Origin of the sequence: Amycolatopsis sp. NPDC051373 (genome assembly GCF_040689465.1) — a bacterium.
In the GTDB taxonomy this organism is placed as follows: Bacteria; Actinomycetota; Actinomycetes; order Mycobacteriales; family Pseudonocardiaceae; genus Amycolatopsis.
On the sequence record NZ_JBFBAE010000006.1, the window covers coordinates 302,779 to 321,035 of the forward strand.

The window sequence follows — 18,257 nt, forward strand, 5'->3', positions numbered from 1 at the left end:
CACTCCTTCAGCTGGTGATCTTCAGCGTCGACACGATCTGCTCGCAGGCCGTGTCGACGCGTTGCCGCAACGCGGGGGCTTCGTACTGGCACCCCACGTGCACCCGGATCTTCCCCTGCACCACCACGTACCAGCTCACGGTGAGCTGGTCGCTCTTGCGCTGGTGGTACCCGATCACGGTGCGGCCACCGTACGTCAGGTTCGGATCGAAGGCGCTGTAGTTCGGGTCCCTGGCCGCCTGCGCTTGCAAAGAGTTCACGAGCTGCGCGCGGTCGACGGTCGCGTCGTAGTCCATCACGAACTCCTGGGCGACCACGAGGTCGTTGCCGGCCGACGCGTCCTGCGGGTGCAGGATCACCTGGCGCTCGGCGACCTGGTCGGAGGTCTGGACCCAGTCCTGGGGCGCGCTGACGCTGAAGTCGTACTGGACGAACGTCTTGCCCGGCAGCCCCGCCGGGTCGTCACCGCTGCCCTGGTTCACCACGAACAGCACCACCGCGGCGACGACCACGACCACCGCCACGACCGCGCCGATCCCCCACAGCCGCTTCCGGCCGGCGCTCTTGCCGGTGCCGCCGCTCTCCGGCGGCCACGGCTGTCCCGGCGGGCGGCCTGGACCACCCGGCTGAGCGGGACGCGGCCCACCTGGCGCAGGTCCGGCGAAACCTCGGCCCGGCGTCGGCCGGACGACCGGAACCGGCGACCCTGACTGAGGCACGGACTGAGGCACGGACTGGGGCCTCGGCTGAACCCGTGGCGCAGCCGGCCGCGACAACAGCTCGGTGCGGCCGTCACCGTCGGCCTGCGCGCTCGGCAGCTCGCCGCCGGGGCGCACGACTTCGGTGCGCTGCTCGGCCGCCGGAACGCCGCCGGGCGCACCGGCCCGGCGCCCCACCGAAGCGCCGGGCAGCGCGCCCGTGCGGTCGGGGTCCACGAGCACCGCCCGCAGCGCGCCGCGCGCCACCACCGTCTCCGGCTGGTCGAGGCTCGTGGGCACCACGCCGGTGCGCTCGTGGACCAGGCGGGAGATCATCGGGATCCGGCTCGAACCGCCGACGAGGAAGATCGCGGTGAGCTGCTTGGGCCGCAGCCCGGCGTCGGCGATCGCCGCGCTGGTCAGCTCCACCGTGCGCCCGAGCGGCGCCGCGATGAGCTTCTCGAGGTCCTCGCGCGTCACGTGCGCGTCGGCGAACGGCGGCGGCATCGGCACGTCGGTGTACGTGTGGCGCGACAGCGTCTCCTTCGCACCGCGCACGTCCTGGCGCAGCACGCGGCGACGGCGCCGGTCGGCGAGCTCGCGGCCCGTGACCAGCTGCTGCCACGCGTCCGGATCGGCGCCCGACACGAGCGAGCCGATGTGCTCCAGCAGGGCCTGGTCGATGTCGGCACCACCGAAGCTCGGGTCGCCACGGGTCGCGAGTACCTGGAAGCCGCCACGAGCGCCCGGCCCACGCCCGGCCTCGGGCAGCCGCCGCACGACGCTGACGTCGACCGTGCCGCCCCCGAGATCGAGCACCGCGAGCGCTTCGCCGCGGCGGCCGCTGAACTCCACGGTCCGCCCGTCCGGCTGCGCGACGGGCGCGAAGGTGGCCGCGTGGTACACGGCCGCGGCCACCGGTTCGGGCACCAGCGCGACCTCGCGCGCCAGCCCGCCCGCGGCCTGCCGCAGCAGCCGGGTGCGGATCGCACCCCAGTCTGCAGGATGCGTGAGCACGAGGAGGTCGACCTCGGCGTCGCCCGCGATGCGGCGCGCCTCGGCCACCGCCCGGCCGAGCACGGCGTGGACGACGTCGGTGACCCGCAGCACGGAGTCGCCGAGCAGCAGGTCACCCTCGTCGATGCGCCGCTTCGGGTTCGGTTCGTAGCGCGACGGGTCGACGGCCGCCTGCCGCTCGGCCTCCTGGCCGACGAACAGCGTGCCGTCGGCGGCCGCGAAGACCGCCGACGACATCAACGGCTGGCCGTCGATCACCACGACCTGCGGCTCGCGGCCGTTGACGGAGGCGACGACGCAGGTGCTGGTGGTCCCGAAGTCCACCGCGACCCGCACCGTCACCCGTCACTCCTGCCGTCGCCCGGGCACCGGCCGCGCACGCCGCGGCCGGCCACCGAAATCAGTCGGGCTGGATCCACGACACCTGCACGAGCTGCCGGCCGTTCTTGCGGCTGAGCATCACGCCCCGGCCCGGCGGCATCGCGGCGGGCCGGATGTTGCCGATCAGCACGCCCTCGTCCTTCGAGCCGTTCATGACCATGCCCGGCGCCGCGATCTCCTTGAGCTTGCCGATGACCGGGTCGTAGGAGGCCCTCGACGCACCACCGGTGCGGCGCACGATGATCAGGTGCAGGCCGACGTCCTTCGCCTGGGCGAGGAAGTCGGCCAGCGGCTTGAGCGGGTTGGACGTCTGCGTGGCCACCAGGTCGTAGTCGTCGACCAGGATGAACAGCTCCGGTCCGGTCCACCACGACCGGTTGCGCAGCTGGTCCTGCGTGACGTCCGGGCCAGGCAGGCGCCGGGTCATCGACCCGTGCACGTCCTTGACCATGCTGTCCAGCTGGTTCGACGACACGGCGTACCCGAGCAGCGAGTCACCCTCGAGGAAGCCGAGCATCGTGCGCCGGTAGTCGACCAGGAGGATCACGCCCTCCTGCGGCGAGTACCGCTCGGCGATCCCGCGGCCGATCTGGCGCAGCAGGTTCGTCTTGCCCGACTCGCCGTCGGCGAACGCGAAGAAGTGCGGCTCGGCGTCGAAGTCGAGGTAGACCGGAGCAAGGTTGTCCTCGTTGACGCCGAAGGGCACCAGCTTCGTGTTGCGGTTGGCGTCGATCTTGAGGACTTCTTCGTAGGTGATCATCTCGGGCAGCAGGCGGACCTGCGGTGCGGTGCGGCCACGCCAGGCGCCGCGGATCTTCGCGACGGCGTCGGCCACACCCGCGGCCAGCGACTCGGCGTCGCTGGAGCCGTCGATGCGCGGCAGTCCCGTGAGCATGTGCAGCTTGTCGCGGGTCAGACCACGGCCGGGACGCCCGGCCGGGATGTTGACCGCGATGCGGCGGTCGATGTCCGACTCGGTCGGGTCACCGAGGCGCAGCTCGAACCGGGTGCCCAGCATGTCCTTGATCGCCGGGCGCAGGTCGGCCCACCGGTTGGCGGAGATGACCACGTGGATGCCGTATGACAGACCCTGCTGGGCCAGCCGCGTGATCGACGCCTCGAGTTCGTCGAAGTCGTCGCGGATCGCACGCCAGTTGTCCACGATCAAGAACGCGTCGCCGAACGGGTCCTGCTCGGCGGGGATCTCGCCGCGGCGCTTGCGGTTGCGGAACTCGGTCATCGAGTCGATGCCCAGCGCGCCGAACCGGCCTTCGCGCTCGGTCATGAGCGTGGTCAGCTCGGCCACGATCCGGCGGGCCTTGTCAGGCTCGCGCCGGGCCACGGCCACGCCACCGACGTGCGGCAGATCGGCAAGGCCGGCGAGCGTGCCACCACCGAGGTCGAGTGCGTAGAACTGCACCTCATCGGGCGTGTGCGTGAGCGCCATCGACATGATCAGCGTGCGGAGCATGGTCGACTTGCCGGCCTGCGGACCACCGGCGATCACCGCGTGACCGGCGGCACCGGAGAAGTCGGCCCACAGCAGGTCGCGCCGCTGCTCGAACGGCCGGTCGACGATGCCCAGCGGCACCTGCAGCCGACCGTTGCCGAAGAACCCGACCGGGGAGAGGCCGCGGTCGTCGGTGGGGTTGAGGTTAGGCAGCATCGTGTCGAGCGAGTTGGACTCGTCCAACGGCGGCAGCCACACCTCGTGCGCGGGCGGGCCCTGGCCGATGAACCGGTCGACCATCACCTCGAGCTCACTCGGTTCGGTGGCCTCCTCCGACTCCTTCGGCTTCGCCACCTCTTCGACCGGTTCGAACTGCGGCTCCGGCTCGGGCGGCAGCTCGACGAAGTCGGGCACGAACAGCTGCGGGCGCTTGTCCGCGCGCACGACCGTGGCCACCGGCCCGGCCGCCTTGATACCGGCGGGGCGGTACGGGCCCGACACGTACGACGCCTTGAACCGCACCATCGTGGACGTGTCGTACTTGAGGTAGCCCGAACCCGGGATCGACGGCAGCTCGAACGCGTCCGGCACGCCGATCGCCGCGCGCGACTCCGCGGCCGAGAAGGTCTTCAGACCGATCCGGTAGGACAGGTAGGTGTCCAGACCACGCAGCTTGCCCTCCTCCAGCCGCTGCGACGCGAGCAGCATGTGCATCTGCAGCGACCGGCCGACACGGCCGATCTGGAGGAAGATGTCGATGAAGTCCGGCTTCGCCGTGAGCATTTCGGAGAACTCATCGATGCAGATGAACAGCGCGGGCAGCGGGTCGAGGTCGGCGCCGTTCTCGCGCGCTTTCTCGTAGTCCCACACGTTCTTGTAGTTGCCCTTCGCCAGCACTTCCTGGCGCCGGGACACCTCGCCCGCGATGGCGTCCTTCATGCGGTCGACCAGCGTGAGGTCGCCCGCGAGGTTGGTGATCGTGGCGGCGACGTGCGGGGCCTTGTCCAGGCCGAGGAACGTCGCACCACCCTTGAAGTCGACGAGAATCATGTTGAGCGACGTGCTCGAGTGCGTGGCGAGCAGGCCCAGCACCAGCGTGCGGAGGAACTCCGACTTACCGGAACCGGTCGCCCCGATGCACAGGCCGTGGGGGCCCATGCCCTCCATCGCCGCTTCCTTGATGTCCAGCTCGACGGCCTGGCCGTACTCACCGACGCCGAACGGCACGCGGTAGCGGTCGCGCACCGGCCGCGGGCGCCAGGCGCCCTGCACGTCGAACGTCATCGGGTCGCCCGGGATGCCGAGCAGCTCCAGCAGCGTGGGGTTCGAGAGCAACGGCTCGTCGTCCGACGCCTCCGTGCCGCCACCGCCTCCGACGCGGTACGGCGCGATCAGGCGGGCGAGCGCCTCGGCCTCGACCACCGACAGCGTGTCCGGCCGGCCGAACCACTCGACGCCGCCGGCGCTGCGCGCGCCGAGGCGGTCGGGCTCGGCCACGAGCCGCAGCCCGCGGCGGGCCGACAGGTTCCCGAGGGTGTCGGACAGGTCGACCAGCGTGACGCCGACCAAGCCCTCCTCGAGGATGATCTGCTCTTCGCGCGTGACCTCGGCGTCGTCGATGATGATCACGACGTGCGGCTGGTCGGGCGCCGGCGTGGCGTTGCGGGAGAACCGCTGCCGGTCACGCAGCTCCTCGTCGAGCCACTGCTCGATCTGGGCGAGCGAGCCGGCCATCATGCGGAGCTGGCCGATGCCGTCGGACATCGTGGGGTGCTGGACGTGCGGGAGCCACTTCGCCCACTCCCACTCCTCCTTCGCGCGGCCCGCGGTGGCGATCGCGATCATCACGTCGTCGGGGCTGTGGAAGGCGACCAGCTGCGCGAGCATCGCGCGGGTGAGGCCACGCGTGAGCGAGCGCTCGCCCTGCATGCTCACCGCGGCGAACCCGCGCAGGGTGATCTGCGTGGGCAGGTCGGGCACGATCGAGTGCGCCCGCACGAACCGGCGCAGCGCGAGGGTGGCGATCGGCTCCAGCTCGTCGACCGGGCCGGTCTGCGGCGGCACGAGCCGCGTGGCCAGGCGGTGGGAGCTGCGGCCGACGCGCAGGTGCAGGAAGTCCTGGTCGTTCTGCCGGCGTTCCCACATGCGGCGGCTGGCCGCGAGCGACCACAGCGACTGCGGGTCGGGGTGCACCCATTCGAGCGCGGCGCGCTGGTCGACCATCGCCTCGCGGGCGCGGTCGCGCATCTGGCCCAGGTACCGCAGGTAGTCCTTGCGGTCCTCGTCCATCTCGGCCTTCTTGGCCCCGCCGCCTTTGCCGCCACCACCGGCGAGCATGCCGACGGTGCCCATCAGCATCATGCCGCTCATCATGATCGTGGTCGGGTTCTTCCCACCCGCCGTGAACATGAAGACCATCATCCCGAGCGAGGCGAAGATCATGACCCCCGGAATCGCCTTCGCGACGATGTTGCCCGGGATCGTGCGGGGTACTTCGGGTGGGGGTTCGAGGTGCACCTCGCCGCCCGGCGGGCGCGGCGCCGCCAGCCGTGGCGACTTCTTGAACTGAAGCGTGCTCATCGAAGGACCCCTCTATTCCAACTCGACGAATGCCGGCCGGCTCCTGCGCTCGGGCGCGCGTGACAACCTATCGAACGTCGCCGGGGAATTCCGGCCAACGCCCGGAAGTGCACCGAGCTTGCCCCCTCATCGGATACTGACGGACACCGGCACGTCCGGCATCTCGCCCGCCAACCCGTTTCCTCTGATCCCCGGAGTGTACGGCCCACCACCGACAGCAAGGACCCGAATCGGCCGATCCCACCTGGTCGCGCCGCCCGTCCGTCGTCCGGCCGGTGTACTTTCGCCAAGGATTTTCGGACAGTCGATGATCCCGGCTCCCGGGTTCGGTATAAGTTGCCCCGGGAGTTGACTCTTCAGAGCGGGGGCATCTAGTGGCAACGGGCACGACGGTATTCAGCAGGGTGACGGTGGTCGCACCGAACACCCGGATCGACGTCGCGCTACCGGCCGACGTCGCGGTGGCCGACCTGCTGCCGATGCTGCTGGAGATGGCCAAGGAGACCTCGCCCGACGGCGGCGCGCGCCACGGCGGCTGGGCACTGGCCAAGCTCGGCGACGCCCCGCTCGACCCGAGCCGCACGCTGGCGTCGCTCGGCGTCGTGGACGGCGAACTGCTGCAGCTGCGCAAGCGCAACGAGAACCCGCCGCCGCCGCTGTACGACGACGTGGTCGACGCCATCGCCGAGTCGACGCCCGACAGCTTCCGCCCGTGGACCAAGGAGACGGCGCGCCGCTTCGGCCACGTCGCCGGCGGCCTCGCGCTGTTCATTTCCGCGCTGGCGCTGTTCATGAGCGGCTCGCTCTACGGCGGCAGCGCGCTCGGCGCGGCCATCGCCGGCGGCCTCGGCGCGATCGCCTGCGTGGCGGTCGGCGCGACGCTCGCGAAGGGCTACCAGGCCGAAGCCACCGGCGTGCTGATCGCCGCCGCGGGCGGCCTGCCGCTGGCGTTCGTGAGCGGCTTCTACATCGTGCCCGGCCTTTCGGTGCGGGCGAACCTGCTGCTGGGCGCGGTGCTCGTGCTGATCGTCTCGGCGGTCTGCATCCTCATCATCGGCGCCGGCATCCGCGTCTTCATCGCCGCCGCCACGGCCGGCGCGTTCGGCGCGATCGCGTTCCTCGTCGCCACGCTCGTGCCCAGCGCGACCCCTGCGGGCGTGGGCGCCGGTGCGGTCGCCGTGTCACTCGCCTGCATCTCGATCCTGCCGCGCGCCACGATCTGGCTTGCGAAGCTCCCGCTGCCGCACGTGCCCAGCACCGCGGAGGAGCTGAAGGAAGACTCCGGTTTCCCGGACTACGAGGCCATCGAGCAGCGCACCGCGGTCGCCCACGACTACATGACCGGTCTGATGATCGGCTGCGGCGCCACCACGGCGATCTCCGCCGTGTTCGCCGCGACCGCACCGGGCTACTTCGGGGTGATCCTCGGTGTGATCGCCACGCTGGTGCTGCTGCTGCGCGCCCGCGCGTACGCCAATGGCGCGCAGGCCATCGCGCTGCTCACCACCGGCATGGTGTCCGCGGCCGGCATCCTCGTCGGCTGGCTCTTCGCCACCACGGCGGAGTTCCGGCTGCTGTACGTGTTCGGCGCCCTTATCGTGGTCGCCGCGGGCTCGCTCGTGGTCGGCGTGATCTTCCCGAACCAGCGCTTCTCGCCGCCGCTGCGGCGCACCGTGGAGATCCTCGAGGCGATCTGCATCGCGGTCGTGCTACCACTCGCGCTCGGCGTGATGGACCTCTACACGACGCTGCGCCACCTGAACCTCAAGTGAGGCAGCAGATGCGTGCACGACGTCCGATCGTCCGGCGGCTCGGGCTCGGCGGCCGCACAGGTGTGGTCCTGCTCGCGGCCGGGCTCGGGGTGCTGTCGCCATTCGCGCTCGTCTCGCCCGCTTCGGCGCAGCAGGACACGGGTGCCGCGGGCACTTGGGCCACGCCGCCGCAGGTCGACCTGAACACGCTGCCGCCCGACGAGCGTAAACCGGACAAGACCTACCAGAAGAAGATCGAGTGCGTGAAGCGCAGCCTCGGGCAGAACGTCGAGATCAACACGATCCCGTGGGGCCAGAGCTACCTGCAGTTGGACAAGGCGCAGCAGATCGTGCGCGCGGCCAAGGGCACCGTCGGCGGGGGCATCAAGGTCGCGGTGGTCGACACCGGCGTCACGCCGCACCCGTGGTTCGAGGGCCGGGTCGAAAGCGGCGGTGAGTACGTCGCGAAACCGGACAACGGCCAGCCCGGCGGCCTGCAAGACTGCGACGGCCACGGCACCGAGGTGGCCGGCATCATCGCGGGCAACCCGCAGGACCCGAAGGTCGGCTTCATCGGCGTCGCCCCCGACGCCACGATCGTGTCGTACCGGCAGCTGAGCTCGAACTACGCCGTCGACCAGAACGCCTCGACCAATACCGGGCAGCCCGGTGGCGACACCGGCACTCCGCCCGGCAACCAGAACGGCAGCACCCCGCCCAGTGGCCAGAACGGCGGTCAGCTCCCGGGCAACGGCGGCGGTGGCGGCCAGGTCGGCGGTGAGCAGGCCGGTACCGCTCCCCAGCAGGACGACAAGGGCGACACCCGTCAGCTGCAGAAGGAAGGCACCGCGGGCACGCTGCAGACGCTGGCCGAGATCATCCACGGCATCGCCGAGCGGGGCGAAGCCAGCGTGATCAACATGTCGGTGGACCACTGCCGCGCGGCCGACGGGACCGGCAGCATCCAGAAGGGCGAACAGCAGGTGCAGGCCGCGGTGAAGTTCGCGGCCGACCACAACGTGGTGGTCGTCGCCGCCGCGGGCAACGTCTCCGACGACTGCCCGCAGAACGACCAGGCCGACCCGAACAAGCCGCGCTCGATCGTCACGCCGCCGTGGTTCGCCGACGACGTGCTGTCGGTCGGTGCGATCGACGAAACGGGCGGCGTCGCGTCGTTCAGCGTGCACGGACCGTGGGTCGGCGTCGCCGCGCCGGGCACCAACATCATTTCGCTCGACCCGGCCGAGGGGTCGACGGGCCTGGCCAACCTGACGATCGAGGGCACCCAGCAGTCGGCCATCCAGGGCACGAGCTTCGCCTCGCCGTACGTGGCCGGGGTGGCCGCGCTCGTGCGTCAGATGTACCCGCAGCTCAACGCCCGCCAGGTGATCCAGCGCATCGAAACCACCGCGCAGCACCCGGCCGCACCGGGCGGGCGCGATGACTTCGTGGGCTACGGCGTGATCGACCCCGTGGCCGCGCTCACCGCGAACCTGCCGAACGACGTCGGCGAGCTCGCGAAGCCGAAACCCGTGGTACAGACGGCGGTGCTGCCGCCAGCCGACTCGATGAGCTCGACGCCGATGATCGTGGCGCTGGCCGGCACCGGCGGTGGCATCGTGGCGCTGCTGATCACGCTCTTCGTGATGCACACGATCAGGCGCAACCGCCCGACCGGCCCGCCGAGCTGAGCGATACCCGCCCGAAGACGCTGAAGGGGGCCGTACACCGCGGAAAAGCGGTGGACGGCCCCTTCTGTCAGTTCTGGGGTTTCTTGGCCTTGGCGGGCTTCTGAGGGTCCTCGCCGATCACGGGTGGCGTGACCGGGGCGGGATCGCCGAGGAGCTCGGAAGGCTTGGCGGGCGTGCGGTTCTTGGCCTGGCGCGAGCCGCCACCACCGCCGCCCATCCCGCCGCTGCCCATGCCGCCCATCGGCATCATGGGCATCATCGACATGCCGCCGGACTCGCTCTGGGCGGCCGGCGCCGGCGCCGGGGCGAGGCCCTCGGGTCCGATCGGCAGCGCGCCCGCCTGCCCCTGCGTGAGGCGCGGGTCGGCGCCGGTTTCCTTGCCCTGGTGGGGTTCTTCGGCCGCGGACGCGGTGACGGAGTCGTCGGCCGACGGTGTCGTGGTGTCGGTGTGGGTCGGCGCGGTCGCGGCTTCGGTCTGGGCCACGCCGGTGTGAGTCGCGGCCTGCTGAGCCGCGTCGTCGTGCGTCGGTTGCTCCGATGTGGACGGCCCCGCGGTGACCACCGAGGGCGGCTGCGCCGGCGCGAAATCGCTTTCGTGCAGCCGGAACTGCTCCTGCGGGTAGTGCTGCCGCACCGCGATGCTCGACTGCTCCCCCGCCGGCGCGTCCACGCCGTCGCAGAGCTGGGCGAAGTGCTGCAGCACGTCTTCCGCCGCGTCGTACAACGACTTCACCGACTGCTCGGTCTCGCGCAGCTGCGTGCGCGAGCGGCTGACGCCCCCGACAGGCAGCATCGCTGACTCCGACAGCAGGTCGGCCGAGTCCACGAGCACGTCGGTGGCGTCGCCCACGATCTTGCGCAGCGATCCGGCCAGTTCCTCCAGCGCGCCCGCCAGCTCGTCCAGCGCGTCTTCGACGCCTTCGCTCGCGGACCGGATTTCACTCAGATAGGTGACAAACGCGTCGGCGTCCTCCCCGGACCACGACGCGTCGAGCCGGCCCAGCTCGTCGGCCAGGTCGGCGGAGACACCGCCCGCCGTCTTCGCCGCGGTGCGCAGGCGCTGCGCTTCTTCGTCGAGCTCGGCCCAGCGGCCGACGAGCGGCCGGTAGTACGTCTCGACTGGGTCGGTCACGCCGAGCTCACCCGCGAGCTCCGACACGAACGTCAGCGACGGCTCGGTCACGACAACCCCCCGGCACGCTTGATCTGCTCGGCCGCATCGGCGTCACGCTGCGCGTGGCCGGCGGTGAGCTGGTCCAGTGCCTCCGCAGCCGACCGCAGCGCAGCCGCGCCTGCCTGCAGCTGCTGCCGCAACGCCCCGGACGCTCGCGCGTACGACTGGTCCAGACCGAGTCGGCCACCGAGCTCTCCGTACGCCTCGACCGTGATCGCTCCCGCACCGACGACGGCCGCGGCCGTGTCCAGCTCGTCGGCGGCCACCGCGACCTTGGTCGCGTAGCCGCCGACGATTTCGCCGTCGATGTTCAGCGCGTTGTTCCCCGCTGCCACGACATCCCTCCGCTCACCCGACTTGTCTTCGAGTGTGACGGACGCGGACCCGCCTCAGTTCCCGGCCGGCTGGCCGGCTTGCTGGTTCGCCGGCGCCTGGAACGAACCCGCGTTCGGGTCGATCGGCACCGAGTCGAACTGCTTCATCACGTCCTGCGTGTTCAGCGACGAACCCGTGGGGAGCAGGCCGATGATCGACTCCGGCGCCGGCTGCGCGTCGGTCAGGCCGAGCGCGGCGGCCGTCGCCTGGTCCGGCACGCCGTACCGGAGGCCGCGGTCGCTGATCAGCTGGATCGGGCCTTTCTTGAACGTGGCGCTCGACTCGGTGGCCGACTGCACCACGGCGCCGAAGCCCGGCGGCATGTAGAAGCCGGTGATCGGCAGGCCGTTCGGCCCGGTGTTGCTGACGCTCTGGACCTTGCTCGATCCGTCGGCGTTCGTCGTCTCGGCCGGCAGGCCCTTGCTCACGTACACCGACGTGTGGGCCGTGTTCTTGCCGTCGAACGACCAGCCGAGGCACGCCACCGGCGAGCCCTGGGTGGCGTCGAGCACGGTCGGGGTCTGCTCGGGGTAGTTGTCGACCTTCACGAACCCGGGGTCGGTGGGCTGGAGCCGCGGGACGTTGTTGATCTTCTCCAGGCCGAGGTCGGTGATCTTGGTCCCGCCGCCGTTCTTCGCTGTGCGGACGATGTCGGCGACCGCGGACGACACCTTCTGGATGCCGTTGCGGGTGATCAGCCAGAAGTCCGTCGCAGCCCCGGACGGGCTCGTGGAGAACACGTCGCCGACGGTGAGGCCGTCGAAGTCCTGCTGCGGCGCTTCACCGGCACCGTCGACCGCCGGCGGCACCAGCTTGCCGACGTCGGGGATCGCGTTGAGGAACGCCTGGGAAGCCTTGCGCGCCTTGGCCGGCAGCTGCAGCGCCGCCCGCACCGGGTCGTTGTCGCCGAGGTCGACCTCGGCGCGCACGGTGTTGGCGTCGGGCCGCGCCTGCGTGGCCTGCAGGCGGTAGATCAGGTAGGTCTTGCCGTCCTCCGCGCGGCCGAGCAGCGCCTGGCCTTTGGCGAGCTCGGTGCCGACGTTCGCGACGCCGCCGATCACCGTGGTGTCGGTGCGGTCCACGCTGTCGGGTAGCGGCAGCCGCGGGTCGAGCGCCACCTGGTCGCACACCGCCCAGTTGGGGGAAATGCGCTGGGTCAAATCGGGCAGAAGTTGTGGCCCGTCGGGAATGCCGGTCAGCTTCTCGCGCGGAATATTCTTGAGCTGTTCATCGGAGACGACGGTCGGATTCACCGCCGCGGCCGGCGCGGCATTAGCCGCGGGTTGCGCTCCGCCTTCTGCGCCTTGCGTCTGCTGCTGCGACTGCGCGAGCAGGATCAGGCGCGCGGAAGCGAGGTTGAACGTCGGAATCAGTTTCTGCGGATTGCCCGTGACCACGTAAACGGTGCCGGACTGCTCACCGATCACGATGCCGCCCGACGCGGGAACCGCCGGGGCCGGGCTGAGCAGGGCGATCAGCACGAAAACCACCGCGCCGAGCACACCGAGGATCACCCCGACGACGGTCGCCCGCGAGTGTGTGCGCATCGGGTCGTGGAGCATCACCGCGTCGCGGCGGACGAGCGCCGACTGCATCCGGCGCATGACGAACTTGTAGGCCTGAACCTGACTCTTAGTCGTGGGTGTTGATGGCATTCTCGACCTACAGTCCTCCCCGTCGCGGTACGGTTCCGCAGGATAGCCGTACGGGGACCGTCTGGTGTGGGGTTTCTACCAACTCAAGCTAGGGTCGGACACCTCGGGACCGGCTTTCCGGGAACGTAGCACTCACGAGGGGAAGAGAACGCGCGGATGTCCGTCACCACGCCTCCACGTCCGCCAGGGCCCCCCGGGCCACCGCCGCCCGGAGGACGTCCTCCGGGCCCGCCGCAGCGGCCGGGCAGAGCAGGCGGACCGGGCGGACCCGGTGGCGTGCCGGGCGGTCCTGGCGGACCCGGCGGAGTCCCGCGTGGACCCGGTGGCCCGGGCGGACCCGGCGGACCCGGCCCCCGTGGCGGCGGCCCGGGTGGTCCCGGAGGACCTGGCGGCCCAGGTGGGCCCGGAGGACCCGGTGGCCCTGGAGGTCCGGGGGGACCTGGCGGGCCTGGCGGCGGTTCCGGCGGACCCGGTCCTGACGGCCCCGGTTCCGGTGGCTCGCCGCAGAGCGGTGGCACCGCGACCGCGACGCGCATGGCCCCGCCTTCGCGTCAGCGGTCCGGCGGCATCAACCTCGGCCCGCTGCCCGTGTCGAACCTCGTGCTCCTCGAAGTGGGTGTCACGATCGGACTCGTGCTGCTCGCGATCAACATGGAGCAGCTGAAGTACATCGCCATCGGCGTCGCCGCCGTTTTCCTCATCTTCGCGTTCCTGCGCTGGGGCGGGCGCTGGTTCACCCAGTGGCTCGGTCTCACGCTGCGCTACCGCTTCCGTTCGCACGACCGCGTCGCGACCCCGCCGCCGCCCAGCAGCCTCGAAGAGCTGGCCGCGGAGAACACCACGGTGACGGGCCCGGACGACGCGCGTGTGAACCTCCTGCGCCTGGCCGTGCCGGACCTCGTGGTGGCGCACGGCGTCGACCACGAGCGCCAGCAGGTCGGCCTCGCCTGGAACGACGGCACGTGGACGGCGGTGCTCCTCGTGGAGCCGACGCCCGCGCTGATCACCCAGGCCGGCGGCGCGCCGAGTCTGCCGCTGTCGGCGCTCGCGCCGTGCCTCGAGGACCGCGGTGTGGTGCTCGACTCCATCCAGATGATCTGGCACAGCTACCCGGGTTCCGCGGCGCTGCCGTCGGACTCGCCGGCGCTCAGCTCGTACATGGAGGTGCTCGGCCCGCTGCCCGCGGCGGCCCGGCGCACCACGTGGATCGCGATCCGCCTCGACCCGCGCCGCTGCCCGGAGGCGATCCGGGAACGCGGTGGCGGTGTCGTCGGCGCCCACCGCGCGCTGATCGGTGCGCTGTCGCGCGTGCGTAACGCGCTGGAGTCGCAGGGCGTGCCGACGCGGCCGCTGGACCCGGACGAGCTGCTGCGTGCCAGCATCTCCGCCGCGGAGCTCACGGCCGTGGCGGGTTCGTCGACGAAGGTCACGCTGCAGGAGAGCTGGACGGGCGTCACGGCGGCCGGCATCGGGCACTCCAGCTACGCGATCACGAGCTGGCCCAAGGGCAAGATCACCGGCAGCCTCGACGCGCTCACCAGCGTGCGCGCCCTGTCGGCCACGGTCGCCATGTCGATTTCCCCCGCCGCGGACGAGGGCCGCATCGGCCTGCGCGGCGTGGTGCGCGTGAGCGCCCGCAACCCGCGTGAGCTCGAAGCCGCCGACCAGCGGCTCAAGTCCATTTCGGAGCGGCTCGACGTCGACCTGACGCCGTTGCGGGGCCTGCAGATCTCCGCGTTCGCCGCGACCCTGCCGATCGGAGGTACGGCATGAGCACCCGCCTTCGCGACGCCGGGCAGAACCCCGGCGTGGCCCCGGAGTTCACCGTGGACCCCGCGATGCTCGACGCGATCAGCCCCTCGGGCGACCGTGGCGGCATCGTCCTCGGCTCGGGCCTGAAGGGCGAACCCCTCACCATCTCCGCCCTGCGCTCCACGCCGACGCGCATCGTGCTCGTGGGCGGGCTGTACCTGGCCCGTCAGGTGGCGCTGCGCGCGATGGCGGTCGGTGCGTGGGTGGTGGTGGCCACCGGGCGTCCCGCGGCCTGGCAGGTGCTCTCCCAGGCCGCCGGCAACCGCGACGGACGGCCCTCCCCCCTGGTGCAGATCCGGCGCCTGTCGCCGGTCGAGCTGCCGCGCCCGTCGGAGGACGCGCCGCTGCTGGTGGTCACGGACGGCGGCCCGACCCCGCAGGATCTCTTCCCGCCGCGTTCGCCGTGGCAGACGACCGTCTACGTCCTGCCGTACCTGCACCCGCAGGCCGGCGCGACGGCCAACGCCGCGGACCTCGTGCTGATGCAGCGCCTGCCCGCCGGCCAAGCCGAGCTGGCGGCCCGCATCTGGCGCCTGCCGCCGCAGATGATGCGCCAGCTGACCACGCTGAAGGACGACCAGGTCGTGGCACTGGGCCGCAACCTGTGGCGGCCGCTGCGCCTGGTGACGACACAGAAGGAACAGCAGCTGCTCGGCCCGGTGCGCCGGGGCGACTGAGCCGGTTTCGCTTGTGGTGAAGGCCTCCTCGACGCGTTCGAGGAGGCCTTCGCTGTGTTCAGATCAGGAGCTCGGCAACGGCACCCGGGGCCTCCCGCATCGCGTTGTGGGCGGTGGGGAGGTCATGGACGCGCCAGCCCGGATCGGCTTCGAGCCGGGCGCGGAGTCCGGCGAAGGGCGTGCCGTCTTCCCAGCCGGAGCAGTAGACGAAGTCGCGCCGGGGCACCCGATCGACGACGCCGGTGAGCCGGATCGTCTGCACGAGGGAGGCCAGCGGATGGGGACGGCGGCGGGGATCGCCGCCGTGCGGGGCGCGGAACGGCGGACGGACGGCGTGGCCCGTGTCAGCCGCACCGGCCACGAAGGACTGCCGGTAGGCCTCCGTGGTCAACGACCAGCACGACTCGCCGTCGCGCGGAACATAGGCGTCGAGGTGAACCAGCCGGGAGACGCGGCCGCCCGCACGGTCGGCAGCGGCGGAGATCACCATCCCGCCGTAGCTGTGCCCCACCAACGTCACGTCGGTGATCCGGGCGCGCTCGAGAAGGCTCACGACGTCGCCGGCGTGGGTGTCGAGGTTGGCGCTCGCAACCGTCGCGTCGTCATCGTCGGGCCGCAATCCCGTCAGGGTCAGGGCGTGGACGGTGTGACCGGCACGCTCCAGCAGCGGGATGACCGACTCGAACGTCCAGGAACCGTGCCACGCACCGGGCACGAGGACGAACGTCACCATGGCAAATCTCCTTCTTGGCTCGCGAGGGAGGACCACACCAGGTCATCACCCCCGGGGCGTGGCTCACCACCGATAGGCCGCCCCCTGATGCCCATTCGCCGCCACGAGTCCGCTAGCGGCGGGCCAGCAGGTGCGCGTCGAGGAAACCCCGCTCGGACCGCGGATCGTGGGCGAGGCGGGCGGACTCGGCGAGGCCGGCGTCGGCGAGCAGCTCGGCGAAGCGGTCCACCGGCCAGCTGTAGGCGGGTGCGACCTTGTGGTCGAAGCGGATCGGCTCCGGGGCGTCGGTCGCGAAGAACGAGATCAGCGCCAGGCCGCCCGGGGCCAGGACACGCGTCAGCTCGGCGAGCAGCGCGGGCACTTCCGCCGGCGGGGTGTGGATCAGCGAGTAGTGGGCCACCACGCCGCCGAGGGAGCCGTCGTCGAGAGGCAGGGCTTCCGTGCGGGCCTCGTCGAAGTGCAGGGCCGGGAAGGACTTCCGGGCGTGCTCGACCATGCCCGGGGAAAGGTCGAGACCGCGGGCGGCCAGCCCCCGGTCGGCCAGAAACGCGGTGATGTGCCCGGGACCGCAGCCGATGTCGGCCACGCGCGAGTTGCCCGTCGCGGCGACCAGCTCGGCGAAGGTGCGGACCATGGTCCGCGTGAACGGCATCGTCTCCAACTGCCGGTCGGCGAAGAGCGACGCGTACAGCTCGACGACGCCGTCGTAGGCCGCCCTGGTCTGGTCCTGGTGCTCCGCCGCGTCTCCCACGCGGAGAGAAGCTACAGGTCTTCGGCGGAGCGGACGTTGCGCGTCTGCTCGGCGCGCGCGGCGAGTTCTGCGTCCGGCGGGTAGTCCACGACAGTGAGCGTGAGGCCGTGGGCCGGGGCGACGGCGCTGTCCCGCGTGCCGCTGGCGAGGACCTCGGCGGGCCAGGAGCGGGGGCGGCGGCCGTCGCCGACCATCAGCAGCACGCCGACGAGGCTGCGGACCATGGAGTGGCAGAACGCGTCGGCGGAGACGCGGACTTCCAGCAGGTGCTCATCGAGCCGGGTCCACTCCAGCTGCTGCAGCTCGCGGATCGTGGTGCCACCCTCGCGCTGCTTGCAGTAGGCGGCGAAGTCCTGCAGGCCGAGCATGTCCGCGGCGGCCTCGTTCATCGCATCCGTCGACAGTGGACGGCCCCAGGCGAGGGTGTCGTTGCGGCGCAGTGGATCAACGCCCCACGGCGCGTCTGAGACGCGGTAGCGGTAGTGGCGGCGGATGGCCGAGAAGCGGGCGTCGAAGCCCGCAGGGGCGACTCGGGCGCGGAGCACGCGCACGTCCGCGGGCATCAGCTTGTTCCAGCGGCCCGTCATGCGCGTGAGGTCCGGGATGCCTTGCGCGTCAACCGGCACGCGGCCGGGAGCACCGGGCTCCAGCGGGACGACGTCGACGTGCACGACCTGACCCGTCGCGTGCACCCCGGCATCCGTACGGCCCGCGACGACCACGGACTTGGGCACGGACGCGCCCGGAGGCTGGCGCTGCAGGGCCGCTTCCAACTCGGCCTGCACGGTGCGCCGACCGGGCTGGCGGGCCCAGCCGGAGAAGTCCGTGCCGTCGTAGGACACGTCCAAGCGCAGACGAACGAGCCCGCCCTCCCCAGAGGGAGTGGCGGGCTCGTCCGGTGTCGACTGTGCCGTCAGGACTTCAGTCCTTCTTGGCGTCCGCGTCGTCAGCGGCCTCGTCCGAGTCCGACGTGGCCGAAGCCTCCTCCGAAGCCGCGGCCTCGGTGGTCTCCTCGGCCGGAGCCTCGGCGACGGCTTCTTCCGACGTGGTCTCTTCGACCACGGCAGCCTCGGCCGGCTTCTCGTCCTTCGCGAACTTCGTCTTGCGAGCCCGCTCGGCTTCCGACGTCACGGTCTTCTCCGCGACCAGTTCGATGACGGCCATGGCGGCGTTGTCGCCCTTGCGCGGCATCGTCTTGGTGATGCGGGTGTAACCGCCGGCGCGCTCCGCGAAGTGCGGACCGATCTCGGCGAAGAGCTTGTGCACGACGTCCTTGTCACGCACGACCTTCTGCACCTGGCGACGGTTGTGCAGGTCGCCCCGCTTCGCCTTGGTGATCAGCTTCTCGGCCAGCGGGCGCACCCGGCGGGCCTTCGCCTCGGTCGTGGTGATCTTGCCGTGCTCGAACAGCTGCGAGGCCAGGTTGGCCAGGATCAGCCGCTCGTGCGCGGACGAGCCGCCGAGCCGGGCTCCCTTGGTAGGGGTGGGCATTGGTTCTCCTAGTTCAGCTGCA

At 71.4% G+C, this 18,257-nt stretch carries 13 protein-coding genes; 4 read left to right on the forward strand and 9 right to left on the reverse strand.

Annotated elements, in window-relative coordinates; all coding sequences use genetic code 11:
* Nucleotides 1–7: 7 nt before the first annotated feature.
* Nucleotides 8–2,056, reverse strand: coding sequence for a type VII secretion-associated protein (locus AB0383_RS13915; RefSeq protein WP_366187266.1), 2,049 nt, complete (start codon nt 2,054–2,056; stop codon nt 8–10).
* A 58-nt stretch (nt 2,057–2,114) separates the two neighbouring features.
* Nucleotides 2,115–6,125: a type VII secretion protein EccCa gene (gene eccCa, locus AB0383_RS13920; protein WP_364183353.1), complete on the reverse strand. Its 4,011-nt coding sequence runs from the start codon at nt 6,123–6,125 to the stop codon at nt 2,115–2,117.
* 404 nt (nt 6,126–6,529) lie between these two features.
* Here eccCa and eccD point away from each other — a divergent pair, with 404 nt between their 5' ends.
* Complete coding sequence (gene eccD, locus AB0383_RS13925) at nt 6,530–7,897, forward strand: type VII secretion integral membrane protein EccD (protein ID WP_364183356.1); 1,368 nt, start codon at nt 6,530–6,532, stop codon at nt 7,895–7,897.
* A gap of 8 nt (nt 7,898–7,905) precedes the next feature.
* Nucleotides 7,906–9,567: a S8 family serine peptidase gene (locus AB0383_RS13930; RefSeq protein WP_364183359.1), complete on the forward strand. Its 1,662-nt coding sequence runs from the start codon at nt 7,906–7,908 to the stop codon at nt 9,565–9,567.
* Between the two features lie 67 nt (nt 9,568–9,634).
* Here the strand turns inward: AB0383_RS13930 and AB0383_RS13935 are convergent, their stop codons facing one another.
* From AB0383_RS13935 to eccB, 3 genes are read right to left on the reverse strand one after another with little or no spacing between them, the layout of a single operon-like run.
* On the reverse strand, nt 9,635–10,750 hold the full coding sequence (locus tag AB0383_RS13935) for a WXG100 family type VII secretion target (protein WP_366187269.1): 1,116 nt from the start codon (nt 10,748–10,750) through the stop codon (nt 9,635–9,637).
* The gene (locus tag AB0383_RS13940; RefSeq protein ID WP_364183364.1) at nt 10,747–11,076 is read right to left on the reverse strand and encodes a hypothetical protein; all 330 of its coding nucleotides are present in this window, start codon (nt 11,074–11,076) and stop codon (nt 10,747–10,749) included. The genes AB0383_RS13935 and AB0383_RS13940 overlap by 4 nt, the downstream gene beginning before the upstream one ends.
* A gap of 54 nt (nt 11,077–11,130) precedes the next feature.
* A complete protein-coding gene (gene eccB / locus AB0383_RS13945) occupies nt 11,131–12,771 on the reverse strand; it encodes a type VII secretion protein EccB (RefSeq protein ID WP_364183366.1) in 1,641 nt (546 codons plus the stop codon).
* Nucleotides 12,772–13,305: 534 nt separating this feature from the next.
* Between eccB and eccE the strand changes: the two genes are divergently transcribed.
* Together eccE and AB0383_RS13955 are read left to right on the forward strand one after the other, a co-directional pair.
* Nucleotides 13,306–14,544: a type VII secretion protein EccE gene (gene eccE, locus AB0383_RS13950; protein WP_366187272.1), complete on the forward strand. Its 1,239-nt coding sequence runs from the start codon at nt 13,306–13,308 to the stop codon at nt 14,542–14,544.
* The gene (locus AB0383_RS13955; protein WP_220246102.1) at nt 14,541–15,260 is read left to right on the forward strand and encodes a hypothetical protein; all 720 of its coding nucleotides are present in this window, start codon (nt 14,541–14,543) and stop codon (nt 15,258–15,260) included. Before eccE ends, AB0383_RS13955 begins: the two co-directional genes overlap by 4 nt.
* A 58-nt stretch (nt 15,261–15,318) precedes the next feature.
* On the opposite strand, the gene AB0383_RS13960 is transcribed toward AB0383_RS13955, so the two are convergent.
* The 4 genes from AB0383_RS13960 to rplQ form a co-directional block, all read right to left on the reverse strand.
* Complete coding sequence (locus AB0383_RS13960) at nt 15,319–15,993, reverse strand: alpha/beta hydrolase family protein (RefSeq protein ID WP_366187275.1); 675 nt, start codon at nt 15,991–15,993, stop codon at nt 15,319–15,321.
* 112 nt (nt 15,994–16,105) lie between these two features.
* On the reverse strand, nt 16,106–16,744 hold the full coding sequence (locus AB0383_RS13965) for a class I SAM-dependent methyltransferase (RefSeq protein ID WP_366187277.1): 639 nt from the start codon (nt 16,742–16,744) through the stop codon (nt 16,106–16,108).
* Between the two features lie 11 nt (nt 16,745–16,755).
* A complete protein-coding gene (truA, locus tag AB0383_RS13970) occupies nt 16,756–17,592 on the reverse strand; it encodes a tRNA pseudouridine(38-40) synthase TruA (RefSeq protein ID WP_366187279.1) in 837 nt (278 codons plus the stop codon).
* A gap of 73 nt (nt 17,593–17,665) precedes the next feature.
* Nucleotides 17,666–18,235 (reverse strand): 50S ribosomal protein L17, encoded by a 570-nt coding sequence (rplQ, locus tag AB0383_RS13975; protein ID WP_366187281.1) that lies wholly within the window; start codon nt 18,233–18,235, stop codon nt 17,666–17,668.
* Nucleotides 18,236–18,257 lie beyond the last annotated feature (22 nt).